24 protein-coding genes and 2 pseudogenes are annotated in these 25,423 nt (G+C 67.8%); 14 read left to right on the top strand and 12 right to left on the bottom strand.

From position 1 onward, the window contains the following. Positions 1-46: 46 nt before the first annotated feature. A complete protein-coding gene (locus tag G6N24_RS02395) occupies positions 47-1,021 on the bottom strand; it encodes a diacylglycerol/lipid kinase family protein (RefSeq protein ID WP_085161147.1) in 975 nt (324 codons plus the stop codon). Between the two features lie 127 nt (positions 1,022-1,148). On the opposite strand from G6N24_RS02395, the gene G6N24_RS02400 reads away from it, so the two are divergent. Beyond that, positions 1,149-1,580 (top strand): hypothetical protein, encoded by a 432-nt coding sequence (locus G6N24_RS02400; RefSeq protein ID WP_085161145.1) that lies wholly within the window; start codon positions 1,149-1,151, stop codon positions 1,578-1,580. Here G6N24_RS02400 and G6N24_RS02405 read toward each other — a convergent pair. From G6N24_RS02405 to G6N24_RS02415, 3 genes are read right to left on the bottom strand one after another with little or no spacing between them, the layout of a single operon-like run. Beyond that, complete coding sequence (locus G6N24_RS02405) at positions 1,532-2,014, bottom strand: GNAT family N-acetyltransferase (protein WP_085161143.1); 483 nt, start codon at positions 2,012-2,014, stop codon at positions 1,532-1,534. The two genes, G6N24_RS02400 and G6N24_RS02405, sit on opposite strands and share 49 nt — an antisense overlap. Next, positions 2,011-3,120 carry an isochorismate synthase gene (locus tag G6N24_RS02410; protein ID WP_085161141.1) on the bottom strand — a complete coding sequence of 370 codons (1,110 nt, stop codon included), beginning with the start codon at positions 3,118-3,120 and terminating at the stop codon, positions 2,011-2,013. Before G6N24_RS02410 ends, G6N24_RS02405 begins: the two co-directional genes overlap by 4 nt. Then, entirely contained in the window at positions 3,120-3,719 is a 600-nt protein-coding gene (locus tag G6N24_RS02415; RefSeq protein ID WP_085161139.1) for an acid phosphatase, read from the bottom strand. Before G6N24_RS02415 ends, G6N24_RS02410 begins: the two co-directional genes overlap by 1 nt. A gap of 77 nt (positions 3,720-3,796) precedes the next feature. Here G6N24_RS02415 and G6N24_RS02420 point away from each other — a divergent pair, with 77 nt between their 5' ends. Further along, on the top strand, positions 3,797-4,597 hold the full coding sequence (locus G6N24_RS02420) for a ParA family protein (protein WP_085161241.1): 801 nt from the start codon (positions 3,797-3,799) through the stop codon (positions 4,595-4,597). 66 nt (positions 4,598-4,663) lie between these two features. Here the strand turns inward: G6N24_RS02420 and G6N24_RS02425 are convergent, their stop codons facing one another. Both G6N24_RS02425 and G6N24_RS02430 read right to left on the bottom strand, forming a co-directional pair. Next, positions 4,664-5,887: an Rv3212 family protein gene (locus G6N24_RS02425; RefSeq protein ID WP_085161239.1), complete on the bottom strand. Its 1,224-nt coding sequence runs from the start codon at positions 5,885-5,887 to the stop codon at positions 4,664-4,666. A gap of 14 nt (positions 5,888-5,901) precedes the next feature. Next, positions 5,902-7,413 (bottom strand): DEAD/DEAH box helicase, encoded by a 1,512-nt coding sequence (locus G6N24_RS02430; RefSeq protein WP_085161137.1) that lies wholly within the window; start codon positions 7,411-7,413, stop codon positions 5,902-5,904. Between the two features lie 253 nt (positions 7,414-7,666). Here G6N24_RS02430 and G6N24_RS02435 point away from each other — a divergent pair, with 253 nt between their 5' ends. Beyond that, positions 7,667-8,362 carry a ferritin-like fold-containing protein gene (locus G6N24_RS02435; protein ID WP_085161135.1) on the top strand — a complete coding sequence of 232 codons (696 nt, stop codon included), beginning with the start codon at positions 7,667-7,669 and terminating at the stop codon, positions 8,360-8,362. A gap of 11 nt (positions 8,363-8,373) precedes the next feature. Here G6N24_RS02435 and G6N24_RS02440 read toward each other — a convergent pair whose 3' ends face one another. Beyond that, entirely contained in the window at positions 8,374-8,919 is a 546-nt protein-coding gene (locus tag G6N24_RS02440) for an MmpS family transport accessory protein (protein WP_085161237.1), read from the bottom strand. 358 nt (positions 8,920-9,277) lie between these two features. On the opposite strand from G6N24_RS02440, the gene G6N24_RS02445 reads away from it, so the two are divergent. Further along, a complete protein-coding gene (locus G6N24_RS02445) occupies positions 9,278-9,550 on the top strand; it encodes a DUF3107 domain-containing protein (protein WP_085161133.1) in 273 nt (90 codons plus the stop codon). Here the strand turns inward: G6N24_RS02445 and G6N24_RS02450 are convergent. Further along, positions 9,537-10,223, bottom strand: a complete 687-nt coding sequence (locus G6N24_RS02450) for a TetR/AcrR family transcriptional regulator (protein WP_085161235.1) — start codon at positions 10,221-10,223, stop codon at positions 9,537-9,539. The two genes, G6N24_RS02445 and G6N24_RS02450, sit on opposite strands and share 14 nt — an antisense overlap. A gap of 210 nt (positions 10,224-10,433) precedes the next feature. Here G6N24_RS02450 and G6N24_RS02455 point away from each other — a divergent pair, with 210 nt between their 5' ends. From G6N24_RS02455 to G6N24_RS02465, 3 genes are all read left to right on the top strand, one after another. Further along, positions 10,434-11,468, top strand: coding sequence for a DUF3152 domain-containing protein (locus tag G6N24_RS02455; protein WP_085161131.1), 1,035 nt, complete (start codon positions 10,434-10,436; stop codon positions 11,466-11,468). Between the two features lie 148 nt (positions 11,469-11,616). Next, positions 11,617-12,783, top strand: a complete 1,167-nt coding sequence (gene moeZ, locus G6N24_RS02460) for an adenylyltransferase/sulfurtransferase MoeZ (protein ID WP_085161233.1) — start codon at positions 11,617-11,619, stop codon at positions 12,781-12,783. A gap of 91 nt (positions 12,784-12,874) precedes the next feature. Beyond that, complete coding sequence (locus tag G6N24_RS02465; RefSeq protein ID WP_085161129.1) at positions 12,875-13,729, top strand: TIGR02569 family protein; 855 nt, start codon at positions 12,875-12,877, stop codon at positions 13,727-13,729. A gap of 6 nt (positions 13,730-13,735) precedes the next feature. Here G6N24_RS02465 and G6N24_RS02470 read toward each other — a convergent pair whose 3' ends face one another. The 3 genes from G6N24_RS02470 to G6N24_RS02480 form a co-directional block, all read right to left on the bottom strand. Further along, positions 13,736-14,041: an MGMT family protein gene (locus tag G6N24_RS02470; protein ID WP_085161127.1), complete on the bottom strand. Its 306-nt coding sequence runs from the start codon at positions 14,039-14,041 to the stop codon at positions 13,736-13,738. Further along, the gene (locus G6N24_RS02475; protein WP_085161125.1) at positions 14,029-14,829 is read right to left on the bottom strand and encodes an alpha/beta fold hydrolase; all 801 of its coding nucleotides are present in this window, start codon (positions 14,827-14,829) and stop codon (positions 14,029-14,031) included. Before G6N24_RS02475 ends, G6N24_RS02470 begins: the two co-directional genes overlap by 13 nt. Before the next feature lie 72 nt (positions 14,830-14,901). Next, a complete protein-coding gene (locus tag G6N24_RS02480; protein ID WP_085161123.1) occupies positions 14,902-15,111 on the bottom strand; it encodes a hypothetical protein in 210 nt (69 codons plus the stop codon). Between the two features lie 239 nt (positions 15,112-15,350). Here G6N24_RS02480 and G6N24_RS26030 point away from each other — a divergent pair. The 5 genes and pseudogenes from G6N24_RS26030 to G6N24_RS02505 all read left to right on the top strand — a co-directional run. Further along, a pseudogene (locus G6N24_RS26030) lies at positions 15,351-15,537 on the top strand (IS1380 family transposase); the annotation flags it as partial. A 32-nt stretch (positions 15,538-15,569) separates the two neighbouring features. After that, positions 15,570-15,728 (top strand): annotated as a pseudogene (locus G6N24_RS02490) (IS607 family element RNA-guided endonuclease TnpB); the annotation flags it as partial. A gap of 64 nt (positions 15,729-15,792) precedes the next feature. Further along, positions 15,793-16,035, top strand: a complete 243-nt coding sequence (locus G6N24_RS02495; RefSeq protein WP_085161121.1) for a hypothetical protein — start codon at positions 15,793-15,795, stop codon at positions 16,033-16,035. Between the two features lie 40 nt (positions 16,036-16,075). Continuing rightward, entirely contained in the window at positions 16,076-19,210 is a 3,135-nt protein-coding gene (locus G6N24_RS02500) for an ATP-dependent helicase (RefSeq protein WP_085161119.1), read from the top strand. After that, on the top strand, positions 19,207-22,524 hold the full coding sequence (locus tag G6N24_RS02505; protein WP_372514516.1) for an ATP-dependent helicase: 3,318 nt from the start codon (positions 19,207-19,209) through the stop codon (positions 22,522-22,524). Before G6N24_RS02500 ends, G6N24_RS02505 begins: the two co-directional genes overlap by 4 nt. Positions 22,525-22,733: 209 nt before the next feature. Here G6N24_RS02505 and G6N24_RS25645 read toward each other — a convergent pair whose 3' ends face one another. After that, the gene (locus tag G6N24_RS25645; RefSeq protein WP_407938688.1) at positions 22,734-22,862 is read right to left on the bottom strand and encodes a transposase; all 129 of its coding nucleotides are present in this window, start codon (positions 22,860-22,862) and stop codon (positions 22,734-22,736) included. A 107-nt stretch (positions 22,863-22,969) separates the two neighbouring features. On the opposite strand from G6N24_RS25645, the gene G6N24_RS02515 reads away from it, so the two are divergent. Together G6N24_RS02515 and G6N24_RS02520 are read left to right on the top strand one after the other, a co-directional pair. Next, the gene (locus G6N24_RS02515; RefSeq protein WP_232070854.1) at positions 22,970-24,211 is read left to right on the top strand and encodes an RNA-guided endonuclease InsQ/TnpB family protein; all 1,242 of its coding nucleotides are present in this window, start codon (positions 22,970-22,972) and stop codon (positions 24,209-24,211) included. A 99-nt stretch (positions 24,212-24,310) separates the two neighbouring features. Beyond that, a complete protein-coding gene (locus tag G6N24_RS02520) occupies positions 24,311-25,381 on the top strand; it encodes a potassium channel family protein (RefSeq protein ID WP_085161115.1) in 1,071 nt (356 codons plus the stop codon). Positions 25,382-25,423: the final 42 nt, after the last annotated feature.

Consider the following 25,423-nt stretch of genomic DNA (forward strand, 5'->3'; position numbering starts at 1 on the left):
CCCAACAGTTGCGTCGCGAGCGCGTCACAGATTTGGTTACCGCAGGTCAGGGCCGGTATTTTGCGGGTGGGGCGACCACCGCCAGCGCGTTCGGGACCGCGCGGAACGTCATGCTCTCGCGCACGCCGAGGTAGTCCCCGTCGAACTGACAGCCGATTGCGGCCGCGGTGGACGTAACCCGCAGACAAGCCACGTCGTCCTCGTTGATGAGGTGCTTGAACTCGAACTTCGGCCGTTTTGCAAACATCTGTCGGACGATCCGCAGGGTCGGGATCGTCTTCATGGTGGTAGGTGCGAACACTCCCAGTCCCGAATCAAAGGCGCAGCCGGGATTGGTCCACACCGGGCGGTCGTTTGCGAAGGTCCACGGACGCGAGTTCGACACGAAGACGAAGCTCACCCCCGTGATCGGGTCACGGCCGGGAAGTTGCAGCGTAAGGGTCGGTTCGCGGCGTGTGTAGCGCCACACGGCGGGCACCGACGCGCGGATGTAGCGCCATGGGGTGACTTTGCCGCCCTTGTCGCGTTCGGCCTCGACCGCGGCCACCACCTCGGCGTCGACGCCCATACCCGCGTTGAAGACGGCCCACCGCTCACCGCAGTCGATCAGCCCGATGCGGCGCCACGTCTGGTTGCGGCGGTAGTCGTCCAGCAGCTGGATGAGCTGGTTGGTGGCGGCGATCGGGTCGCGGGAAATGCCTAGCGCTCTGGCCAGCACATTCGCCGACCCACCGGGCACCACCGCGACCGCCGGCACGGGGCCGGCGGGGCCGGAACCGGGGGTGCCGGGCCGGCCCAGCATGCCGTTGACCACGCCGCTCACCGTGCCGTCGCCGCCGTGAACGACAACCAGGTCCACCCCGTTTTCAACCGCCGCCCGGCCGAGTTCGGCCCCATGACCACGGTGGTTGGTGTGCTCAACGACGAGCTGAAGGCGACTCTTGAGTGCGTGCGCAACGAGGTCGCGAGCGGCCGGTGTGGTGGAGGTGGCGGTGGGATTCACGATCAGAACGGCACGCATGACGCACGAGCCTAGGCCGTGCGACGATGCGGGCCGGTGAGCGGCCCGCTGAGGAGCGCGCGGCAATCAGGTCAGGCGCGGCGACGATGCAGACGGCGCGGCCGGCCGGCATGACTACGCTGACGCTGTGACCGTTCGCGCTCCGGGTGCCGTGCGTGGTGCGGGACTGATCGTCGCGGCGCAAGGCGCTGCTGCGCTGGTGGTTGCCGCGATTTTGGTGGTGCGCGGGTTCGGGGGAGCAGACCAGCACGTGGTCAACGGGTTGGGAACCGCGATGTGGTTTGTGTTAATCGGTGGCGGGGTGTTCGCTGGCGGTTGCGCACTGGTGGCGGGCAAGCGCTGGGGCCGCGGGCTGGCCGTCTTCACACAGCTGTTATTGCTGCCCGTGGCGTGGTATCTCGCGGTGGGCTCGCATCAGCCGGCGTTCGGGATCCCGGTCGCGATCGTGGCTTTGAGCGCATTGGTGCTGCTCTTCAGTCCCGCGGCCGTGCGCTGGGCGGCCCGCGGTGATCACCGCGGGCCGGCCAGCTCGGCCAGTCGTGGGCCGGACAGCCGATAGGTGGTCCACTCGCTTTGCGGTTGCGCGCCGATCCCGTCGTACAGCGCGATGGCACCGGAGTTCCAGTTGAGCACCGCCCATGACAGCCGCGTGTAGCCGTTGTCGAGGCATTCACCCGCCAGCGTCACCAGTAGCGCACGGGCCAGGCCGCGGCGGCGAAATCTGGGCCGTACGAACAGATCCTCCACGTAGATGCCCGCCACCCCGTCCCAGGTGGAGAAGTTGAGAAACCACAACACCATCGCGGCGACCTCGCCCTCAACCTCGGCGACATGGCCGTGCACGGTCGGCGAACTGCCGAAAAGCGCTGTGGAGATCTGTGTTTCGGTGACAGTGCATTGATCGGCGGCGCGCTCGAATTCGGCCAATGCATGAATCATCGCCGCAATATCGGCGGCGTCTTCCGGTTTGGCTCGGCGGACCTTCTCGCTCACTGCTCTACTCCCAGCGCGGACAGTATTGTCCCGAATTTCGTTGTGGTCTCGTCAACTTCATCGTCGGGATCGGATTCGGCGACGATGCCGCCCCCGGCGCGCGCGACGGCCGTGCGGCGGTCGGCCGACAGTTGCGCGCACCGGATGGACACCGCCCAATAGCCGTCACCGGAGGCATCGCACCAACCCACGGCTCCGGCGTAGAAACCGCGGTCGCCTTCCAGCGCCGTGATGAGTTCGGCCGCGGCGCTTGCCGGCACACCCCCGACCGCCGGTGTGGGATGCAGCGCCATGGCGAGATCGATTGCCGTAGTTGAAGTGTCGCGCAGCCGGCCACTGATCGGTGTGCACAGGTGCCAGACTGCCGCGGTGCGGCTCAGCCGGGGCTCGGATGCGATTGCCAGGCCATCGCACAGTGGCTCCAGCGCGGCACGTATCGTGTCGACGACCAGCTGATGCTCGTGGCGGTTCTTGGCCGATCCCGCCAGCGCGGCCCCGTTGGCTGCGTCGAGTTCAACGTCGGCGGCACGTGGGGCCGACCCGGCAAACGGCTGGCACACAACGCGATCGCCGGAGCGAGCGACGAGCAGTTCGGGGCTGGCACCCACCAGCGCCGCGCCGGCGTAGTCGTCGCCGGCCGGGGTGAGGTCGACAAGATAGCCGTAGGCGGCTGGGTCTACGGTGGCGAGCCTGCGTAGGAGGATGCGGGCGTCCAGCGGAGCGTCGGCGACAAGGTGCAGCGCGCGGGCCAGCACCACCTTGTGCAACGGGTTATCAGGTGCGGCGAGTTGATCGCGTGCGCGGCAGATCCGGGTTCGGTATTCGGCCGGCGCTGGGACGGAAGCGGCGATGCGGACGCCCGGCAGTGGGCCCGTGGGCCAGTTGGGTAGCGTGCCGGCGCGCAGCACCCCGGTCGGCGCTATCAACGCGACGGGCTTGCTCACATCAAAAGGCAATGCGCCCAACAGCATTGGTGCTGCTCCCGAGCGCATTGCAGCCTGCGCCGCCGATATGTCGCCGTAACGCGTCTGCACCCCCGCGGCAACCAGAGTCCCGCGCGGCCCGCACAGCGCGAACGGAGGTTCGCAGGGTTGTTTCTCGGTCATCAATGGGCCCAGTGACCGGTCAAGCCGAGCCGACCGAGCTGACGAACGCCGTGCTCGAACTCGCAGATCGCGATCGAGGCGGTGGGCATGCCAAAGCGGCTGCCCTCGACAAGCGGCAGCCCCACCCAGCGCGTGATCACCGCACGGGAGAAGTGACCATGACTGACGAACAACACGTCACGCGATGCCAGGTGCTCAAGCGCCATCCCCACGGCCCTGTCAGCACGTTCACGGACCTGGTCGATGCTTTCACCACCGGGGCATCCGTGTGTCCACACCAGCCAGTCGGGGTCGGATTCCCGGATCTGCTGCGTGGTCAGGCCCTCATAGGTGCCGTAGTCCCATTCGGCTAGCAACGGGGACACCTCGTCGACGGTAAGGCTGGCGAGCTGCGCAGTGGCCAGGGTCCGTTTGCGGGGGCTGCTGATCACCAGCGGGTCAACGAGTTTGAGTTCACGCAACGTCCGCGCGACGAGTTCGGCCTGAACCCGCCCGAGGTCTGTTAGCTCGAGGTCGGTACGACCGGTGTGCTGGCCTGATTTCGACCATTCGGTCTCGCCGTGGCGAAGCAGCACCAGGCGGTGGTTGTGCAAGCCCATAGCGACCGATTCTGCCGGACAACATGCCGGGCCCGTCGCTCGAAGCACCCGGCGACGGGCATGCCAGGATGGCGCTTATGACTGAGACCCGGGTACTGGCGGTGGCCAACCAGAAGGGTGGCGTGGCCAAGACGACGACCGTCGCCTCGCTGGGTGCGGCGATGGTGGACAAAGGACGGCGAGTGCTACTCGTCGACCTCGATCCGCAGGGGTGTCTGACCTTTTCGCTCGGCCACGATCCCGACAAACTGCCGGTGTCGGTACACGAAGTGCTGCTCGGTGAGGTCGAGCCCAACGCCGCACTGGTCACGACGATGGAGGGAATGACCCTGCTGCCGGCCAATATCGACCTGGCAGGCGCCGAGGCGATGCTGCTGATGCGGGCCGGCCGCGAGTATGCGCTCAAACGCGCGTTGGCCAAGCTCTCCGAACAGTTCGACGTGGTCATCGTCGACTGCCCGCCGTCGCTGGGTGTGCTCACCCTCAACGGGCTGACGGCCGCCGACGAGGTCATCGTGCCGCTGCAGTGCGAGACGCTGGCGCACCGCGGCGTCGGCCAGTTTCTGCGCACGGTGGCGGATGTCCAGCAGATCACCAACCCGAATCTGCGGCTGCTGGGCGCATTGCCGACGCTGTACGACTCCCGAACCACGCACACGCGTGACGTGCTGCTCGACGTCGCCGACCGCTACGACCTGCCGGTGCTGGCCCCGCCCATCCCGCGCACCGTGCGCTTCGCGGAGGCGAGCGCCTCGGGGGCGTCGGTGATGGCCGCACGCAAGAACAAGGGTGCTTCCGCCTACCGCGAGCTGGCGCAGGCGCTGCTCAAGCACTGGAAGTCCGGTAAACCACTGCCCACGTTCACCGTGGAGATGTAGCGCGAGCAGTCGCAGAATCGCACGCCGCGCAGCGGTTTCGTGCGATTCTGCGACTGCTCGCGCCGGTCAGCCCAGGGCCGCCAGGATGTCGCCGCGCTGCTCGAAGATTCTGGAACCCGACACCGCCGGAATCACCGCTGAGGTGCCCGGTGGCCGGTCCACCGGGATGTAGCGGCTGTTCGCGCCGCTGACCGGGTCATAGACACCGATCCCACCCGTGACCGGCACCAGCAGCTGACCTGCCATCATCACGCCCGGCCCCAGCGGCGCCACCGTCTCCCCGGCGGCGATGGTGTAGCGCTGGGTCAAGTTGGTCGCGTCGAAGACCATCAACTCGTCGCCGGTCCACCACGTCACCAGGTTGCCGGTCTGCGACACCACGCCCGAGGTCGACGGCAGCTTAGCCAGCAGGGTGCTCGCCACCGTGGTGCCAGTCTCGTCGATCACGTCCACCCTCGGCTGCGCGCCGGAATTCGCAGGCAAATACACCGCCGTCTTGTTCTGCGCGACGGTCAGCACGCGAGCGCCCGAACCCGGCCGCACGTCGGGCTCGGGCACGAAGTGTTGTTCGGGCTCGTCGTCTTCCTTGGCGGGCCGCAACAGGGTGAGCCTGAGATTGGCCGGATTCCCGCAGGCCTCGAACACCGATACCGCCGACGAACTGGCCGCGGCCGACTCCAGCGTGCACCCGGAATGCAGGCCCCGGGACGACGGTTTGACCCGGGCGTCGATCTCGCCGTAGGCCAGCACTCGGACCATATCGGAACGCCACAGTTCCAGGCGGGTGTCACCGGCCGACAACACCGTGGTTCCGTCCGACGACAAGCGCACGCGCGGGTCGGCGTAGCTGCTGCGGGCGGCTCCGCGACGACCGGTAGATCCATCGATGGTGCTGACCTGACCGCAACCGCGGTCGTCCCGATAAACCGCGACGGCGTAGTGGTAAACCCAGGTCACCCCGCACAGGTCGGTGTCGCGGGAGTAGCTCCAGCGCGACTCACCCGTGGCCGGGTCGCGCCCGTCCACCTGGCGTCCATCGGCGGTGGTCACCGTCCCGCCCACCACCACGGGCACGCGGGTGGCCGGGCTGCGAGCCGTCCAGAGCTCCCTCAGGGAAGCCGGAACTTCCCGGGCCGGCGTCGGGCTGGGCGCCGGAACCGCGGCCGGCCGGCTGATGGTGGCCCGCGCGTCGCTCGTCCACCAGATAATTGCGGCGGCCACCACGACGACAACGGCGATCGCCACCGCGGCCACAATGTCGGCCTTGGTGCGGCGTTCGGGTCTGACCATGCGCCAGCGCACGTTCAGTGGGCTTGCGTTGCTAGGTTCTGCTCGGCGCTCTGCGAGCGACGGCGGCGTCGCCGGCGCCGGGCAGCTCCAGCCTGACTCGGCGTGGAACCGGACGCTGGCGTCTCCGGCGCCGCCTCACCGTAGGCAACGGGGCTGGTGGCGGGGTGTCCGCTGATGGGTTTGCCGCCGCGGGTGCGCCGCCTCTTGGAGCCGGCGCGGCTGCGCGCCGCCCCCTTGTCGGCGTCGCGTCGTTCGACCTGGGCCTTGCGCGGCGACCCGACGGTGCCGCCCGCCTCGGCGGGGATGGCCAGCTCGGTGTACAGGTGCGGCGAGTTGGAGTAGGTCTCGGCCGGGTCGGGGGAGCCCAAGGCCAGCGCTTTGTCGATCATCGCCCATCGGGGCAGGTCGTCCCAGTCCACCAGGGTGATCGCGACCCCGGTCCGCCCCGCGCGGCCAGTGCGCCCGATTCGGTGGACGTACATTTTCTCGTCCTCCGGGCACTGGTAGTTGATGACATGGGTGACATCGTCGATGTCGATGCCGCGGGCTGCCACGTCGGTGGCCACTAGCACGTCGATATTGCCGGAACGAAACGCCTTGAGCGACTTCTCACGCGCCACCTGCCCTAGGTCGCCATGCACGGCGCCCACCGCAAAGCCGCGCTCGTTCAGCTCGTCGGCAACCTTCTGCGCGGTGCGTTTGGTGCGGGTGAAGATCATCGTCGCCCCCCGATCGCGGGCCTGCAGCACGCGGCTGACCAGCTCCACCTTGTCCAGCGCGTGCGCGCGGTAGACGAACTGCTCGGTGGCGTCGTGCACCGCCGAGGAGTCCGGTGCCTCGGCACGGATATGCGTGGGCTGGTCCATGAACGTGCGGGCCAGCGTGATGATCGGGTCCGGCATGGTCGCCGAGAACAGCATCGATTGCCGGTCGGCGGGGATCTGTCGCACGATGCGCTCGATATCGGGTAGGAACCCCAGGTCGAGCATCTCGTCGGCCTCGTCGAGCACCAGCACCGACAATCCGCCCAGCTGCAGGTGGCCCTGCTGACACAGGTCGAGCAGCCGGCCCGGGGTGCCCACCACGACGTCAGCGCCTTTGTGCAGCGCCTCGATCTGGGGCTCGTAGGCCCGTCCTCCGTAGATGGACACCACTGACAGGCGGCGGCCGCCGTCGGCGGTCAAGTGCTTAGCAGCAGCGGCCAGGTCATCGGTCACCTGCAGGCACAGCTCCCGGGTGGGCACTACGACCAGGGCCCGCGGAGTGCCGGTTAGCGGCCTCGCACCAGTGGGCGCGCTGATGCGCTGCAGAAGTGGGACGCCGAACGCGAAGGTCTTGCCCATGCCGGTGCGGGCCTGGCCGATCACATCCTCGCCGGCGAGCGCGAGCGGCAGTGTGAGTTCCTGGATAGCAAAAGGGCGCTCGATGCCCTCGTCGGCCAGTGCGCGCACTATTTCGTCGCGAACTCCAAGTTTGGCAAATGTCGGTTTCGGGGCCGGTTCAGTTGTGCGTTTCAGAGCGGTCATGTGTGGGTGAGACGCCTTTCGGTGACGGTATCGGTCGTGTGTCGTGTTTTCTGTCGCGGTTCACGCGCGCACGAGTTCCGACTCCGATACGTCGCCGAGTCGCCGGCCCATGCTCGATCCAGCGGGCCAGCTGCGTGCACGCACATTTCGCCGGCAGCGGCGGCACTTCACACGCCGTCACTGCCTATGTGAATGATAGCCGCTCGCTCGGCGGCCACCCGTTTCTCCGAACCCGGCCGACTAGAGTGTGGCCATGACTTCGCCCTCGTCCGCCGATCAGGTGGCCGATTCGCCCAGGCCCCGGTTGTCGGCGGATCATCCTGGCGTCAACGAATTGTTCGCGCTGCTGGCTTATGGCGAGGTGGCGGCCTTTTACCGGCTGACCGACGAGGCGCGGATGGCGCCCAACCTGCGCGGACGGATCTCGATGGCGAGCATCGCCGCCGCGGAGATGGCGCACTACGAATTACTTCGCGACGCCCTGGAAGCCCGCGGCGTCGACGTGGTGCCGGCGATGCAGAAATACGCCTCAGCGCTGGAAAACTACCATCGGTTGACGACGCCGAGCACGTGGTTGGAAGCCCTGGTGAAGACCTATGTCGGCGATGCTCTGGCCGCCGACTTGTATCTCGAGATCGCAGACGGACTGCCCGACGAGGTTGCCGACGTGGTGCGGGCGGCCTTGGCGGAGACCGGGCACTCGCAGTTCGTCGTCGCCGAAGTGCGCGCCGCGGTGACCAGCAGCAGCAAACAGCGCAGCCGGCTGGCGCTGTGGTCTCGTCGCCTGCTCGGCGAGGCGATCACCCAGGCCCAGTATGTGCTCGCCGACCACGACGAGCTGGTCGACCTGGTGGTATCCGGTACCGGTGGTTTGAGCCAGATCGGCGCGTTTTTCGAACGGCTGCAGCACACGCACGACCAACGGATGCGGGAACTGGGTCTTAGCTAAAGCACTGGGATCTAACGAGTGCAGGTCGCGATGATCCCGTTATTGGTTTTCGCCACGACCGTCTGACCGACGGCGTTGACGATCGAGCAGTTGAGCCGACCATAGACGCTGGTCGCAATCACCGACTGAGTCTGCACGCCCGGGTTCAGGATGACCGTCTTGGTCCACGGCAGCGACACGTTGAACTCGGTCACGGGGAAACCCCGCTCATCGGTGTAGACCACGTTCACTAGGTCAAGGAGCTGCTTCGTCCCGGTGACGGTGTAGACGACGGTGCGCGGATTGAGCACGGCCGTTGGCGGTAGCGCTGTTCGCGGTGGCGCGGCGGTCGGCGTTGTGGTCGGCCCGACGCTGGGCGATGGGCGGTGCGGTGGCACGGTGGTGACCGTCTCGGGTGGTAGCTGGGGCACCCGAGAGGTGCCGGGCGAGGGCGTTGGCTTAGGCATGGAAGTTGTGGAGATCACCGTCCGCGGCATGGGTGCTCCGACGGTCGCTTTGGTTGAGGCGCTGTCTCCACTATTGATGATCACCGCGGTGGCGATGGAGCCCAGCGCCAGCACGACGCCGACGATCGCGGCCACCGGGCGCCACCGACGATCCGCAGGCCAGACGAGATCGCCGTAGCCGTCGTAGTCGGCTCCGTCTGTCTCGTAGCTCTCGTCGTAGGGGTGGCCGTGGGCTTCGCCGTAGAGCTCATCAAGTGTGTTTCTGATGGTGCCGATGTTACCGATGTGAATATCGGGCGTCTGGCGTCGCGTGCGATGTTGGCCCAGCTGGGAGCGAATCGTTATCCGTGGAAGACCCCGTTTCGCGGACCGCGAAGGGGTCACGGGGACCGCCGGGCGATGCGTCTAGCTGTGTCCACTAGCCTGCTGCTGACACGCCTGCGACGGAACATCGATGGAAGGGGCCCGGGTGGAGGTCAAGATCGGTATCACGGACAGCCCACGCGAGCTGGTCTTCACCAGTACGCAGACGCCCGATGAAGTGGAAGAACTCGTCAGCGCCGCGTTGCGCACGGACTCCGGCTTACTGAGCCTGAGCGACGAGCGAGGCCGTCGTTTCCTGATCCATTCCGCGAAGATCGCTTATGTCGAGATCGGCGTCGCCGACGCCCGCCGGGTCGGCTTCGGAATCGGCGTCGATGCCGCCTCCAGGCGCGGCGGAAAGGCCGCTACGAGCGAGTAAGCGGAACGTGTGACAACCCGCCCCAGGCGAACTGCACGGTGCCCTCGACGGCGTCCGACTTGGAAATCGGGCGATCCGAGTCCAGCCAGTACCGGGCGCAGTCGACGCTCAGGCCGACCAGGCCCACCGCGATCATCCGGGCGCGGTGCGGGTCCAGTCCAGAATCCGCGCTGATCAGGGCAAACACCGCGTCGATGCACGATTCGGTGGCCACCCGCACCTGCGCGGCGACCTCGGGCTCGGTCACATAGTCGTTCTCGAAGATCAGCCGGTAACCCTGGCTGTCGTGTTCGATGAAGTCGAAGAATGCCTGCACCGCCGCGTGTAACCGCTGCCGGTTGTCGGTGGTGGTGCTCAGCGCCTGCTGCACGCCCGACACGAGGTTCTCGACGTGCCGATGAAGCACCGCCAGATATAATTCCAACTTGCTCGAAAAGTGTTGATAGAGAACGGGTTTACTGACCCCTGCGCGGTCGGCGATCTCGTCCATTCCGGCCGCATGATACCCGTGGTCGACAAAGACATCGCTGGCAACGACAAGCAACTGGCCACGACGCTCGTCACGGGGCAATCGATTCCCGCGCCGGTTCGAGGCCGCTACGACGTCGACCGGGTGACCGCGGTCAGCCGGCTTGACGGCACGGCGTGGCGCCGTTTTGGCGAGTTCGCTCATCGATCCTCGATCCGATCGCATCAAGTTCGACGGCCACTTTCCCATCCCCGCGGCCGCACGTTTTGTCGCAACGACATTACTACCCGAGGCGTCTCACCGGCCTAAACCGGCGCTTATCGGTGCCAGCAGAACCTGGTCGGGCCGAGTCGGGCGCCGCGTTTCGGGCGCGCCAGGAGTACCAGCCGGCGCCGGCTATGCGATCCTGGGGAAATGACGTTCCCCGGGCCTGTGCGCAGTGCCGGTCAAGTACCGGTGTTGCGCGAGGATTGGCGTGAACCGCTGCGGGCCCAGCGTGATCCGCTCGCCCGGGGTGCCGGACGGGTGCGCACCCATCGCGACCGCCCGCGCCAATGGCGCAAACAAACGTGGCTGGGGCGGTTCGTGTCGACGTACGGCTGGCGCGCGTATGCGCTGCCCGTCCTGGTGGCGCTCACCGCGGTGGTGTTGTACCAGACGGTGGACGGAACGCGTGCGCCCAAGCAGGCGGCCGCCCAGCCCATCCAGGGCCCGCCGGCCATCGGTGCGGTGGGCACCGTGATTCTCGATGCGCCGCCCCGTGGCCTGGCCGCCTTCGACGCCAGTTTGCCGGCCGGGACCTTACCGGAGGGCGGACCGTTCACCGAAGCGGGCGACAAGACGTGGCGGGTAGTGCCGGGCACGGCGCCGCAGGTCGGCCAAGGGACCGCGAAGGCGTTCAAGTACACCGTTGAGATTGAGAACGGGCTAGACCCCGCCATGTTCGGTGGCGACAATGCGTTCGCCCAGATGGTCGACCAGACGCTGGCCAATCCGAAGGGTTGGACGCACAACCCGCAATTCGCGTTCGTCAGGGTGGACGGAACTAGCGGGGGCAAACCCGACTTGCGGATCTCGCTGGTGTCGCCGATGACGGTGCGTGAGGGGTGTGGTTACGAGTTCCGGCTGGAGACGTCCTGCTACAACCCGTCGTTCGGGCCGGACCGGCAGGCGCGGGTTTTCGTCAACGAGGCGCGCTGGGTGCGCGGAGCCGTTCCCTTCGAAGGCGATGTCGGTTCATACCGGCAGTACGTGATCAACCACGAAGTCGGCCATGCCGTCGGCTACGTGCGCCACGAGCCATGCGACAAGCAGGGCGGTCTGGCGCCGGTGATGATGCAGCAGACGTTCTCCACATCCAATGATGACGGCGCCAAGTTCGACCCCGAGTGGGTCAAGCCGGACGGCAAGACCTGCCGATTCAATCCGTGGCCGTACCCGATCGCCTAGCCCGGGAAGCTACCGCAGTCGTTTGCCGTTGTTGATGAGAGCTGTTGTGATGGTCGTGGACGACTAGCATCAGAACGTTGAATCGCGAAGCCAACCGAGGTGATATTCGGTGTCGACATCCCCGACATCCCCGACATCCCCGACATCACTGCCGCCGCTAGTTGCGCCCGCACGGGAGCTGAGCCGCGAAGAGGTGGCCCGTTACAGTCGCCACCTGATCATTCCCGACCTGGGTGTCGAGGGGCAGAAGCGGCTCAAGAACGCGCGGGTGCTGGTGATCGGCGCTGGCGGTCTCGGAGCGCCGGCATTGCTGTACCTAGCCGCCGCCGGTGTCGGCACGATCGGAATAGTCGAGTTCGACGTAGTCGACGAGTCGAACCTGCAGCGCCAGATCATTCACGGCGTGGCCGACGTCGGACGGTCCAAGGCCCAGTCGGCACGTGACTCGATTGCCGCCATCAACCCCCTGGTCGAAGTGCGATTGCACGAGGTCAGGTTGTCGCCGCGCAACGCCGTCAACGTGTTCAAGCAGTACGACCTGATCCTCGACGGTACCGACAACTTCGCCACCCGGTATCTGGTCAATGACGCCGCCGTGCTGGCCGCGAAGCCATACGTGTGGGGGTCGATCTACCGCTTCGAGGGCCAGGTCTCGGTGTTCTGGGAGGACGCACCCGACGGGCGTGGCCTTAATTACCGCGACCTATACCCCGAGCCGCCGCCGCCCGGCATGGTGCCGTCCTGCGCCGAAGGCGGCGTACTGGGCATCATCTGCGCGTCGATCGCGTCGGTGATGGGCACCGAGGCGATCAAACTGATCACCGGGCTGGGCGAACCGCTGCTCGGCCGGTTAATGATCTACGACGCGCTGGAGATGAGCTACCGCACGATCAGGATCCGCAAGGATCCCGCCACACCTAAGATCACTGAGCTGATCGACTACGAGAATTTCTGCGGCGTGGTGTCCGAGGATGCCGCGGAAGCGGTGACCGATTCCACCATCACGCCGCGGGAGCTGCGCGATTTGCTGGATTCTGGCAAGAAGCTGGCCCTGATCGACGTTCGTGAGCCCGTGGAGTGGGACATCGTGCACATCGACGGCGCCCAGCTGATCCCGCAGTCGTTGATCAACTCGGGTGAGGGCCTGGCTCGGCTGCCCCAGGACCGCATGCCGGTGCTGTACTGCAAGACCGGTGTGCGCTCGGCCGAGGCCTTGGTGGCGGTGAAAAAGGCAGGTTTCTCCGACGCCGTTCATTTGCAGGGTGGGATCGTGGCGTGGGCGAAACAGGTGCAGCCCGACATGGTGATGTACTAGTCGTCGATCGCGGGCTTCGCTCTAGATCGGATTCTCGGGCATGTCAGCGGGTCGTGCCGGCCCGCATTGTCGCCCGACTACGCTGACCCGTGTGAGTGTCGAGCCACCGCCTGAGCACGTTTTGGCGGCGTTTGGTTTGACCGGTGTGAAGCCCATTGCTTTGGGTGGCAGCTGGGATGGCGGCTGGCGATGCGGGGAAGTCGTGGTGTCGACGGTGGCCGACCACGCCCGCGCGGCCTGGTCGGCCCGGGTGCGGGAGACGCTGTTCGTCGACGGCGTGCGCCTGGCCCGACCGGTCCGCTCGACCGATGGGCGCTACGTGGTTTCCGGCTGGCGGGCAGACACATTCGTCGCGGGCACGCCGGAGCCCAGGCACGATGAAGTCGTCTCTGCAGCGGTGCGGCTGCACGAAGCCACCGGCAAACTGGAACGCCCCCGATTCCTGACTCAGGGGCCCAGCGCGCCCTGGCAGGACGTCGACGTCTTCATCGCCGCCGACCGTGCCGCGTGGGAAGAACGGCCGTTGCAGTCGATCCCGCCGGGCGCGCGGACGGCGCCTCCTGCAGCGGACGCCGAGCGTTCGACGGATCTGATCAATCAGCTTGCCGCGCTGCGACGGCCGACCAAGAGCCCGAACCAGGTAGTGCACGGAGATCTTTACGGGACAGTGCTTTTCGTGGGCACCGCCGCGCCCGGGATCACCGACATCACGCCCTACTGGCGGCCCGCATCCTGGGCCGCGGGCGTGGTCGTTGTCGACGCGCTGTCATGGGGGGAGGCCGACGATGGACTGATCGAGCGATGGAATGCGTTGCCAGAGTGGCCGCAAATGTTGTTGCGCGCGTTGATGTTTCGCCTGGCCGTACATGCACTTCACCCGCGGTCCACCGCGGAGGCGTTTCCGGGTCTGGCCCGCACCGCGGCCCTGGTTCGGCTGGTGCTCTAAACGTGTTCAGCTGGACGGGAACTCGTGGCGGACCTCGTTCAGCGCGACCCTGCCGTCGACGCTGAGAACTCCTTCCGCGCGCAACAGGTCCAGCTGTCGGGTCCTCAGGTGCCGGGCCGGGCGCCCGGACGCGGTGATCACCCGGTGCCAGGGCAGGTCCAAAGAGTCGGTCCGCATGATCCAGCCGACGATGCGCGGACTGGAAAGTCCTGCGACGGCGGCGATGTCGCCGTAGGTGGCAACTCTGCCGGGCGGGATGGACGCGACGAGCGTACGGACCCGCTCGATCTGCTCGTCGGTTACCGGAGCCACGGTTGGGGCGTTTCCAGCCGGTCCCGAATCAAGGCGGCGACCTCGGTGGGTTTGGCCTGGGGCACCATGTGCCCGCATTCGAAATCCAGCAGCTCGAATGCGACTCCTAATCGTTGGTGAAGCGCCGTGACGAGCTCGTCGCTGACGTACGCGGGCGAGGCGCGCACCGCTCGTACCAGAGTGGTAGCCGTTCCGGGCGGCGGCAGCACGATGTCACGGGCCAATTCGCTCCAGTAGCACACCATCGCTGGCAGGCTGATCCGCCAGCTGTATCGCCCATTCGGCAATGCGATGAGGTGGTGATCGAGTTCGGCGTCGAGCACGGAAGGGTCGACATCCGCCCAGGCGCCGTCTGCCTTTTCCGCCCGGGCCTCGGCCGGGTCGAGGTAGTCGGGGAAGGCCACCATCGCATCGACGACCTCGCGCACCCGCGTACCGTCCAAACCGACCGCCGGATCAAGCAGCACCAGCGCCGCCACCTGGTCCGGACGAGCCGCGGCCAGTTGCAGCGCGACAGCGCCGCCGAATGAGTGCCCAACCACCATTACCGGACCGTCGGCGTGATCGTCGACCAGTGCGGCCAGTGCCGAAACGTTGGCGTCGATGGTCCATGGCGCGGCCCACGAGGAATTGCCATGGCCCAGCAGATCGGGTGCGGCGATGGTGATTTCGGGCAGGTGGCCGGCCAGCTGTTGCCAGGTCTGCCCGTGCTCGGTCACCCCGTGGATCGCCAAAACCTGCACGGGGCCGGACGGACCGTAGCGATGCACATGAAGATCAGCGGCCACGCCTCGATGGTGCCAGCTGGGGCTGCGGTGGTCGCAGCCGGGCGGCCGGCCCGTCGGCGCGACGCGGCGAGATTAGCGGTCGATGTCGCGTTCGTCGTCTGCGACCTCGACGATGAAGGCCTGATCAACCACGTCGGCCTCGTTGGCATCCCGATCACGGGCGTCGCTTAGGTAGGCGGTGTCTAACCCGATCTCGTCGTCGAATTCGACAGCGCGACGTTGTTCCATTGCGTCGGCTTCAGGCACTTCGTCCTGCGGACCGACGTCCTCCACGTTCCTCATGATCGGAACCCCTCCTTACCACCGTGTTTCGTCGGCTTCCCGGTCCAGTATCCGGCTGACGCCGCCTATCGCGCTCTGACGCCCTTGAAACCAGGGTGGGGTACCCGTTGGGCGGGCTAAGCCTGGATCCGTGGATGGGCGGTGATTTGGTCGGCATGCGAACAGCGAAAATGCCTTGCGGACTGGGACAATACGAGTGCTTACGTCGTCGTTGGCCACAGTCCGAGAAGGCACTTTCGATGCACTCATCCTATACGTTCACCGCCGGGTCGGCGGTGTTTGACGAGCAGAATTTGGTGTCGGCCCGCGGGTTTGGTGCCGGTGCTGGAATTGGCTGAGCAGACCGGTCTTTCGCGGTTGATCGGCGAGCAGGTCGAGCTGCCTAGCACGCGGGTGGCCTCGGGCGCGGTCATCGGCGTCGGCCGGCGTGCCGTGATCGCCAGCACCCGCGCCCGGCCTACGAGGAAACACCTAGCGTCGTCGGCCCAGTTGGGGCCGCCGTCAAGCGTGGAGCCGACCGTAAGACCGGGCCTCGCCCGGCTGGTGGCCGTGAAGCGCGCAAGGGACGCAGCCGAACCGCTGCCGAACACCCCCGAGACGGGATGCGCGTCGCGTGACCATTAAAAAATCACTCACTCGCTACGGCGCGACGGGGGCGGCCACGATAGGCCTGGCGACCTTTTGATCAACCTCGGAATCGCCGTCATCGGGGGGTTCGGCGGCGCCGCACTGGTCGCGATCGGCTTGCTGGCGGTCGGCGTCGCGGTCCTGGCCTCGACGGTCACGGGCATCGTCGTCGTCTCGTTCGTCTCGAGCGCGCTGAGCCAGATTTTCCGCGTCGCCGTCTACGAGTACGCGGTTACCGGCCAGGCGCCGGGCGGGTTGGACGGGCGGCCGCTGCAGGCCGCGTTCGCGGGGCCCTAGCCGCACCCACCTTGTCGGACCCTCGTGATGTCATGCCGCTATGTCATTCACGTGGGGTGCGGAAGCGCAGGCTGTTCTGGCACCGGGCCGGCGCGGCCTGGTGCGCGTTCTGGGTGGGCCCGGGACGGGTAAGAGCAGTCTGCTGGTCGACGCCGCGGTCACCCACATCGCCGCCGGTGTCGATCCGGGATCGGTGTTGCTGCTCACCGGTTCCGGCCGCATCGGAATGCGGGCGCGCAGCACGCTGACGACGGCGTTGCTGGGGTCACGCGGGGCGTCGCGTGCCGCGGTCCGCGAACCGCTGGTGCGCACCGTGCACAGCTATGCCTACGCCGTCTTGCGGCGAGCCGCCGAGCGTGCCGGCGACGCGCCCCCGCGCCTGGTCACCAGCGCCGAGCAAGACGCCATCATTCGGGAACTGCTGGCCGGCGACCTCGAAGACGGACCGGCGGCCACGACCACCTGGCCAGCGCATCTGAGGCCGGCGCTGAGCACCGCCGGCTTCGCCACCGAGCTGCGAAATCTGTTGGCGCGCTGCTCCGAACGCGGGGTTGACCCGCACGAGCTGGAGCGGCTGGGCCGCCGGCGCGGGCGCCCCGAGTGGACCGCCGCCGGCCAGTTTGCCCGACAGTACGAGCAGGTGATGTTGTTGCGGGCGGCAGTCGGGATGGCGGCGCCGCAGGCGACGACGCCGGCGCTGGGCGCCGCCGAACTCGTCGGTGCCGCGTTGGAGGCGTTCGCGGTTGATCCCGAGTTGCTGGCCGCCGAACGTGCACGGATCCGGCTCCTGCTGATCGACGACGCCCAGCAGCTCGACCCGCAGGCGGCGCGTTTGGTGCGGGTGTTGGCGGCGGGCAGCGGGCTGGCCCTTGTCGCCGGGGACCCGAACCAGGCGGTGTTCGGCTTTCGGGGCGGCGAACTAGCCGGCCTGCTAGCCGACGACACGCCCGCGGTGACGCTGACGGTGTCGCGTCGCTGCGCACCCGCGGTGGCGCGGGCCGTCAGCGGCATCGCGCGCCGGTTGCCCGGCAGCAGCGACGGCAGGCAGATCGAGGGCACGGGGGCCGAGGAGGGATGCGTTACGGTGCGCCTGGCCGCGTCGGCGCACGCCGAGGCGGCGATGATCGCCGATGCGCTGCGGCGCGCGCACCTGATCGACGGGGTGCCATGGTCGCGGATGGCGGTGATCGTCAGATCGGTGCCGCGAGCTGCCACCCGATTGCCGCGCGCTTTGGCTGCCGCTGGAGTGCCGGTGGCCGTGCCGCCAACCAGCGGGCCGCTGTCTGATGAGCCCGCGGCGCAGGCGCTGCTCACGGTCCTCGCGGCGACCGCCAACGGCCTGGGCGCCGAACAGGCGCTCGCCTTGCTGACCGGTCCCATCGGTCGCGTCGACCCGATCGCACTTCGCCGGCTGCGCCGGTCGTTGCAGCGCGCCCGGACTGACTGTGTCCCAGGCAAATTCGGCGAGCTGTTGGCCGACGCTCTGACCGGCGACGCGCCGTTGTCCGGGGCGCAGTTTCGCCCGGTGCGGCGGGTGCGCGCCGTGCTGGACGCCGCCGCTCGCTGCCACCGCGACGGAATGGATCCGCGCTTCACACTGTGGGCGGCTTGGCACCGGTCCGGTCTGCAGCGCCGCTGGCTGGCAGCCTGCGAACGCGGCGGCCCGGCGAGCGCCCGCGCCGTCCGCGACCTCGAGGCGGTGACAGCCTTGTTCGACATCACCGATCGCTACGTGTCCCGCACGTCCGGTGCATCGCTGCGCGGACTCATCGAGCACGTCGCGACCCTACAGCTGCCGAGGGTCAGCCCAGAGCCGGTGTGTGCGGCCGAGCAGGTCCCGGTGCTGAGCGCGCACGCGGCTCTGGGACACGAATGGGAGGTGGTGGTCATCGCCGGCCTGCAGGACGGGTTGTGGCCCAACACGGTTCCGCGTGGCGGTGTGCTGCGCACCCAGCGGCTGCTCGATGAACTCGACGGCATCACCGGGGAGGCATCGCTGCGAGCGCCGCTGGTGGCCGAGGAGCGTCGGCTGCTGGTGGCGGCGATGGGCCGCGCGCGGCGCCGGTTGTTGGTGACCGCCATTGATAGCGACGCCGGCAGCAACGTGGAAGCCGCGCTGCCGTCGGCGTTTTTCTACGAGGTAGCTCAGTGGGCCAGCGGCGAGGGTGATTCGGTTGCGGCGCAGCCAATCTCGGCACCGCGAGTGTTGTCGGCCGCCGAAGTGGTGGGCCGGCTACGCGGTGTGGTGTGCGCGCCCGACGGCGCGGTGGATGACGCCGCTCGCCGTGGTGCGGCAACGCAATTGGCCCGCTTGGCCAAAGCCGGTGTGCCGGGCGCCGATCCCGCGGGATGGCATGGCCTGATACCGGTCAGCAGCAGCGACCCGCTCGGCGGTGGCGACGACCTCGTCACCTTGACGCCGTCGACCCTGCAGACGCTCATCGACTGCCCGCTGCGCTGGCTCGCCGAGCGGCATGGCGGGACCAACCCGCGCGAGTTGCGGTCCACAGTTGGGTCGGTGTTGCACGCGCTGATCGCCCAGCCGGCCGGAAGTGAAGCGCAACTGCTGGCCGAGCTGGACCGGGTGTGGGAGCACCTGCCGTTCGAGGCGCAGTGGTATTCGGCCAATGAGCTTGCCCGCCACCGCGCCATGATTCGGGCGTTTGTCGAGTGGCGGACACAGACCCGGTCCGAGCTGACCGAGATGGGCGTGGAGGTCGATGTCGACGGAGTCCTGGGGACAGCACGCGACGGCGGGGGAGAAGTCCGGCTGCGCGGCCGAGTCGACCGCCTCGAACGCGATGGCGCCGGGCGGCCGGTGATCGTCGACATCAAGACGGGCAAGACACCCGTCAGCAAGGATGACGCTCAACGACATGCACAGCTTGCGATGTATCAGCTGGCGGTGTCCGAAGGCATGATCGCGGCGGGCCCCGCCGGTACGGAGCCCGGCGGTGCCCGGCTGGTCTACCTGGGCAAGCCCGGGACCGGCGGCGCCACCGAGCGGGAGCAGGATCCACTTACGCCGGCCGCCCGCGACGAATGGCGCAACCTTGTTCGGCAGGCCGCCGCCGCGACGGCCGGGCCGAATTTCGTCGCGCGACGCAACGATGGTTGCGGGCATTGTCCGATACGGCCGTGCTGTCCAGCCCAAGCCGGCAGGTCAGCGTTGTGACCGCTGTGTCGGCGCGCTACAGCCCCGCTGAATTAGCCCGCGCGCTAGGGGTTTTCCCGCCCACGGAGGAGCAGGCCGCGGTCATTGCCGCGCCGCCTGGACCGCTGGTCGTCATCGCGGGGGCCGGAGCAGGAAAAACCGAGACCATGGCCGCACGGGTGGTGTGGCTCATCGCCAACGGCTACGCCGAACCGGGCCAGGTGCTGGGTTTGACGTTCACGCGTAAGGCCGCCGGCCAGTTGCTGCGCCGCGTCCGCACGCGGCTGGCGCGGTTGGCCGGGATGGGTGCGGGCGGCAGTCCGGCGGCCCCGGAACTCGCGGGCACACCGGTGGTCAGCACCTACCACGCCTTCGCCGGCTCGTTACTACGTGACTACGGCCTGCTGCTATCGCTTGAGCCCGACACCCGGTTGCTCAGCGAGACCGAGCTATGGCAGCTGGCGTTCGACGTGGTCAACGGGTACGGCGGCGAGCTGCGGACCGGCAAGACCCCGGCCGGGGTCACCGCGATGGTGCTGCGGCTGTGGGGTCAGCTCGCTGAGCACCTGGTGGACACCCGGCAGCTCCGCGATACCCACGTAGGGCTGGAAAGGCTGGTTCACACGCTGCCGGCGGGTCCCTACCAGCGTGACCGTGGCCCCAGCCAGTGGTTGCTGCGGATGCTGGCCACCCAGCACGAGCGCGCCGAGCTGGTTCCGCTGCTCGACGCGTTGCGCGACCGGATGCGCGCCGCGAAGGTGATGGACTTCGGCCTGCAGATGGCTTCCGCCGCGCGGCTGGTGGCGACGTTCCCGCAGGTCGGTCAGGATCTGCGTGATCGCTACCGGGTGGTGCTACTCGACGAATATCAGGACACCGGGCACGCCCAACGCGTCGCATTGTCGGCACTGTTCGGCGGTGGCCGTGACGATGGGTTGGCGCTGACGGCCGTCGGTGACCCGATTCAGTCGATCTACGGTTGGCGGGGCGCGTCGGCGACGAACCTGCCGCGGTTCACCACCGACTTCCCCCGATCCGACGGCAGCCCCGCGCCGGTCCTGGAGCTGCGGACCAGCTGGCGCAACCCGCCGCGAGCGCTGCGTGTGGCCAACGCGATATCGGCCGATGCCCGGCGGCGATCCGTCGCGGTGCGCGCGCTGCGGTCGCGGCCGGATGCCCCGCCCGGAACCGTCCGCTGCGCGCTGTTGCCCGATGTGCAGGCCGAACGCGAGTGGATCGCCGACCACCTGCACGGGCACTACCGGCGAGCCCAGGCCGCTGGCGTCAGCCCACCGACCGCCGCGGTGCTGGTGCGACGCAACGCCGACGCTGCGCCGATCGCCGATGCGTTGCGGGCCCGGGGGATCCCGGTCGAGGTGGTCGGGCTGGCCGGTCTGCTCTCCGTTCCCGAGGTCGCCGATGTGGTCGCCATGTTGCGGCTGGTCGCCGACCCGACGGCCGGAGCGGCGGCCATGCGCGTGCTAACCGGTGCACGATGGCGGCTTGGCGGCCGCGACCTCGCCGCACTGTGGCGTCGCGCGCTGGCGATCAGTGGCGGATCGGCGTCGAGTGCGTCGCCCTCGCCCGAGGCGGTGGCGATGGCGGCCGGTGGGGACGCCGACACCGCGTGCCTGGCCGACGCCATCAGCGACCCGGGTCCGGCCGGCGGGTATTCGACTGCGGGATATCAGCGCATCTGCGCGCTGGCCAGCGAACTGGATGCCCTGCGGGGCCACCTCGGACATACCCTGCCCGAACTGGTCGCCGAGGTGCGCCGGGTGCTGGGGGTCGATTGCGAAGTCCGCGCCGCGGTGACCCCGGGGGCGACCCTGGGGGCTTGGGCCGGCGCCGAGCACCTCGATGCGTTTGCCGACGTGGTCGCCGGCTACGCCGAGCGAGCATCCGCTACGGCCGGGTGCGCATCGGTAGCTGGCCTGCTGACCTACCTCGACGCCACCGAGGTAGTCGAGAATGGTCTGCCGCCCGCGGAGTCGGCCGTCGCCCGGGACCGGGTCCAGGTGCTCACCGTGCACGCCGCCAAGGGACTGGAGTGGCAGGTGGTGGCCGTGGCGCACCTATCGGGTGGAACATTCTCGTCGACCGCGTCCGGGAGCACCTGGCTTACCGACGCTGCCGAGTTGCCGCCGCTGCTGCGTGGTGACCGTGCCGCGGCGGGCGCACTTGGTATCCCGGTACTGGACATCGGCGCCGTCGTCAATCGAAAACAGCTGTCGGACAAGATCTTCGAACATCGCAGTCAGCTCGATCAACGACGCATCGACGAGGAGCGCCGATTGCTTTATGTGGGCATCACCCGGGCTGAAGACACCCTGCTGGTATCCGGCCATCACTGGGGCTCCACCGGGATCAAACCGCGTGGTCCGTCGGAATTCCTGTGCGAAATCAAGGACGTCATCGACCGCTCGGCAGCGGCGGGTGATCCGTGCGGCGTCGTGGAACACTGGGCGCCGGCGCCGGCCGACGGAGAACGAAACCCATTGCGCGACAACGTTTTCGAAGCAGTTTGGCCCGCTGATCCGCTTGCTGCGCGCCGCGGCGACGTGGAACGTGGCGCCGCGCTAGTGACCGCGGCGATGTCGGCTGAGATGACCGGCATCGAGGGACGGGCCACCGATACCGACGCCGACGTCGACGCGCTGTTGGCCGAGCGGGCGCGTGCGACGATTCCGCCTGTGCGCACTCTGCCGGGCCAGTTGTCGGTCAGCGGTCTGGTGGATCTGGCGCGCGACCCCGTCGGGGCTGCGCAGCGGCTGATACATCGCCTGCCGACGCGTCCGGATCCGCATGCATTGCTGGGCGATGCTTTTCACGCCTGGGTACAACGGTTCTACGGCGCCGAGTTGTTGTTCGATCTGGGCGATCTGCCGGGCGCCGCGGACTCCGATGTGGGTGACACCGTCGAGTTGGCCGCGTTGCAAACGGCCTTCGCCGGTTCGCGCTGGGCGGCCCGTACCCCGGTCGCCGTCGAGGTGCCTTTCGAGATGCCGATCGGTGACACCGTGGTGCGCGGCCGCATCGACGCGGTATTCGATGACCCCGACGGCGGCGTCACCATAGTGGATTGGAAGACCGGCGAGCCGCCGCATGGGCCGGAAGCCATGCGGCAGGCCGCCATCCAGCTTGCGGTCTACCGGATGGCGTGGGCCGCTTTGAACGGATGCCCGGAGTCATCGGTGCGGACGGCCTTCTACTACGTGCGCAGCGGCGTCACCGTCATCCCCGATGTGGGGGTAGCGCCCGCTTGCGGGGGATTGCCCGACTTCACCGAGTTGGCCGGGCTACTTGTGGACGCCGGCCGCCGAGCCGACGTCTGACCGCAACTTCGGCTTAGCCCGTGGGTTAGCCCATCCCGTTTGTCGCCGGGCGCAGCCCGGCGCTCAAAGCGGTCGGGCTGGCCATCGATGTAGTGCTTGATGATCGACAGCGGGGCACCTCCGCAGGAGACGGCGAAGTAGGACGGTGACTAAGGTCTCCGCGCATACGTGCGCGGACACACGGGCCGGTGAATGCGCGTCGCACGGCGTTAGCCGTGCGACCCTTGAGCCGCTGCAACCAGCGTCGATATCGCCAAGGTCGGCGGATACGCGACGAGCAGGCGCACGTGGTCGGCTTCGCCGTTGAACTCCACCTCTGGCGGGTGAAGAGCCTGCATCTGTACTTGGTCACGAACACCTAGTGGCGCGCGGCACCGACACGCTGTGTCGGGCACGGCGGTAGGTCTGGGTTGTCAGTGTCGGGCCTTACGGTTGCGGTGTGCAGATGCGCTACCGATACCGCATCGAACCGACACCGGCCCAGGCGTGGATGCTGGCGCGGGTGTTCGGGTGTGTTCGGGTGGTGTTCAACGACGCGCTGCGAGTCCGCGACCAGGCGTACCAGGCTGGGGTCAAGCTGTCCGACAGCGAGATTCAACGGCGCGTCGTCACCTTAGCCAAGAAGACCACCGAACGGGGCTGGCTGGCCGAAGTGCCCAGCCTGGCGCTGGTGCAGTCAGTCAACGACTCACGCCGGGCCTGGCGCCATTTCTTCGACTCGGCCACGGGCAAACGGCGTGGCCGGCGGTTGGGCCGGCCACGCATGAAGTCGAAGAAGGATCATCGGCAGTCGTTTCGGCTCACCCGCAATGGATTCAGCGTCCGTGCGAACGGCCGGTTGTTTGTGACGAAGGTCGGCGAGGTGCGGGTGCGCTGGTCGCGCGAACTGCCCAGCGAACCGTCCTCGGTCACGATCATCCGCGAACCCGACGGTCACTACTACGCGAGCTTCGTTGCCGACGTTGCCACTACCCCGCTGCCGGTGGTGGATCAAGAAGCCGGCGTGGATGTGGGCATCTGCCGGTTGGCGACAGTCGCTACCAGCGACCAAACCCGCACGGATATCGAGAACCCAAAGCTCTTGGGCCGCAAGTTACGCAAACTGCGGCGGTTGGAGCGGGAGAAGTTCCGCCGGCAGAAAGGATCGGCCAACAGGGACAAGACGCGGCGCAAGCTCGCCCTCGCGCACGGCAAGGTGGCCCGGGCGCGGCGGGAGGATCACCACAAGCAGGCTTTGGCGTTGGTTCGCGACAACCAAGTGATCTACGTCGAAGACCTCAACATTGTGGGCATGGTCAAAAACCGTCGGCTCGCGCGGGCCATCAGCGATGCGGGTTGGGGCCAGTTCGTGAGGATCATCGGCGAAAAAGCCCAACGATACGGGCGCACACTGCATTCGGTGTCTCGTTGGCTGGCGTCCAGCAAGACCTGCTCGGAGTGTGGGCATCGGCTCGACGCGCTGGCTCTACAGGTGCGCCAGTGGATGTGTCCGGCTTGCCGGACGGTCCACGACCGCGACTACAACGCCGCCAAAGTCATTCTCGCCGCCGGGCGGGCGGAGAGAATAAACGCCTCCCACGAACGTGGGCGGGATCGCGCCGGCGGACCCTGTGGAGTCCTGGTAAGTCCTTCCACAACTCGGAAGGCGCGGGGCGATGAAGCAGGAAGCACCCCAACAGCGGCGTAGCCGCTCGGGAATCCCCGGCGTTTACGCCGGGGAGCACGTCAAGGTGGTTACATTTGTCTGGTGTCGTGCGCGCTGGGGACGAGTCGATGACGGATCGCCGTGCGCAAGGGTAGGTTGCGGCAACGGAGCGGGCTGGATGAGACGCTGACCGCTAAACCCGGTCACCTGCTAGTCGGCGTCCTGCGCATTCCCGAAGATCACGCCGGCCCCGCCCGAGTCATCACGCGCCGGGTGGCCATCGCCTTGGTGGTGTTGTTCGGTGCCGCCGCCATCGTCTACTTGGACCGCACCGGTTACCGCGACGTGCGGGGCGAGCCGCTGACCTTCCTGGACTGTCTGTACTACGCGACGGTGTCACTGTCGGCCACCGATTACGGCGACATCACCCCGAACTCCGAAGCCGCGCGCTTGGTCAACATCGTGATCATGACGCCGCTGCGGATCGCGTTCCTGGTCGTGTTGGTGGGTACGACTCTGGCGGTCCTCTCCGAGCGCTCTCGACAGGCATGGAAGATCCAGCGTTGGAGGAACAAAGTGCGCAATCACACCGTCGTGATCGGCTATGGCACCAAGGGCAAAACCGCCGTCGACGCGATACTCGGTGACCAGGCCGCCCCGGGTGACATTGTTGTCGTCGACACCGATCGCGGCGCCCTTGATCACGCCGCGACCGCCGGCCTGGTCACCGTGCACGGTGACGCCACAAAGTCCGACGTACTGCGGCTGGCCGGGGCCCAGCACGCGGCCTCGATCATCGTCGCCACCAACCGCGACGACACCGCCGCGCTGGTCACTTTGACGGCACGGGAGATTGCTCCCAAGGCCAAGATCGTGGCATCCATCCGGGAGGCCGAGAACCAGCACCTGTTGCGGCAATCGGGCGCGGACTCGGTCGTTGTCTCCTCGGAGACGGCGGGCCGGTTGCTCGGCCTCGCCACCAGCATGCCCAGCGTCGTGGAGATGATCGAGGATCTGCTGACTCCGGCCGAAGGCCTGGCCATCGCCGAGCGTGAGGTGGAGCAGACCGAGATCGGCGGGTCGCCGCGGCATCTGCGCGACATCGTGCTCGGTGTGGTGCGCGACGGCCAGCTGCTGCGCATCGGCGCACCCGAGGTCGACGCCATCGAGGCTAGTGACCGGCTGCTCTACATCCGAAACGCGGGGCCCTAGTGGCGATCGCAAGCGCGGCGAAGCCGGGCGCGGCGGGTCGCC

It is taken from the genome of Mycobacterium lacus (assembly GCF_010731535.1).
GTDB classification, from domain to species: Bacteria; Actinomycetota; Actinomycetes; order Mycobacteriales; family Mycobacteriaceae; genus Mycobacterium; species Mycobacterium lacus.

Excerpts from the sequence above, each read along its gene's own strand:
- G6N24_RS02395 (WP_085161147.1), bottom strand. The coding sequence starts at position 1,021 with ATGCGTGCCGTTCTGATCGTGAATCCCACCGCCACCTCCACCACACCG.
- G6N24_RS02410 (WP_085161141.1), bottom strand. The coding sequence starts at position 3,120 with ATGACCGAGAAACAACCCTGCGAACCTCCGTTCGCGCTGTGCGGGCCG.
- G6N24_RS02415 (WP_085161139.1), bottom strand. The coding sequence starts at position 3,719 with ATGGGCTTGCACAACCACCGCCTGGTGCTGCTTCGCCACGGCGAGACC.
- G6N24_RS02420 (WP_085161241.1), top strand. The coding sequence starts at position 3,797 with ATGACTGAGACCCGGGTACTGGCGGTGGCCAACCAGAAGGGTGGCGTG.
- G6N24_RS02425 (WP_085161239.1), bottom strand. The coding sequence starts at position 5,887 with ATGGTCAGACCCGAACGCCGCACCAAGGCCGACATTGTGGCCGCGGTG.
- G6N24_RS02430 (WP_085161137.1), bottom strand. The coding sequence starts at position 7,413 with ATGACCGCTCTGAAACGCACAACTGAACCGGCCCCGAAACCGACATTT.
- G6N24_RS02435 (WP_085161135.1), top strand. The coding sequence starts at position 7,667 with ATGACTTCGCCCTCGTCCGCCGATCAGGTGGCCGATTCGCCCAGGCCC.
- G6N24_RS02450 (WP_085161235.1), bottom strand. The coding sequence starts at position 10,223 with ATGAGCGAACTCGCCAAAACGGCGCCACGCCGTGCCGTCAAGCCGGCT.
- G6N24_RS02455 (WP_085161131.1), top strand. The coding sequence starts at position 10,434 with ATGACGTTCCCCGGGCCTGTGCGCAGTGCCGGTCAAGTACCGGTGTTG.
- G6N24_RS02480 (WP_085161123.1), bottom strand. The coding sequence starts at position 15,111 with ATGAGGAACGTGGAGGACGTCGGTCCGCAGGACGAAGTGCCTGAAGCC.
- G6N24_RS02500 (WP_085161119.1), top strand. The coding sequence starts at position 16,076 with ATGTCATTCACGTGGGGTGCGGAAGCGCAGGCTGTTCTGGCACCGGGC.
- G6N24_RS25645 (WP_407938688.1), bottom strand. The coding sequence starts at position 22,862 with ATGCAGGCTCTTCACCCGCCAGAGGTGGAGTTCAACGGCGAAGCCGAC.
- G6N24_RS02515 (WP_232070854.1), top strand. The coding sequence starts at position 22,970 with ATGCGCTACCGATACCGCATCGAACCGACACCGGCCCAGGCGTGGATG.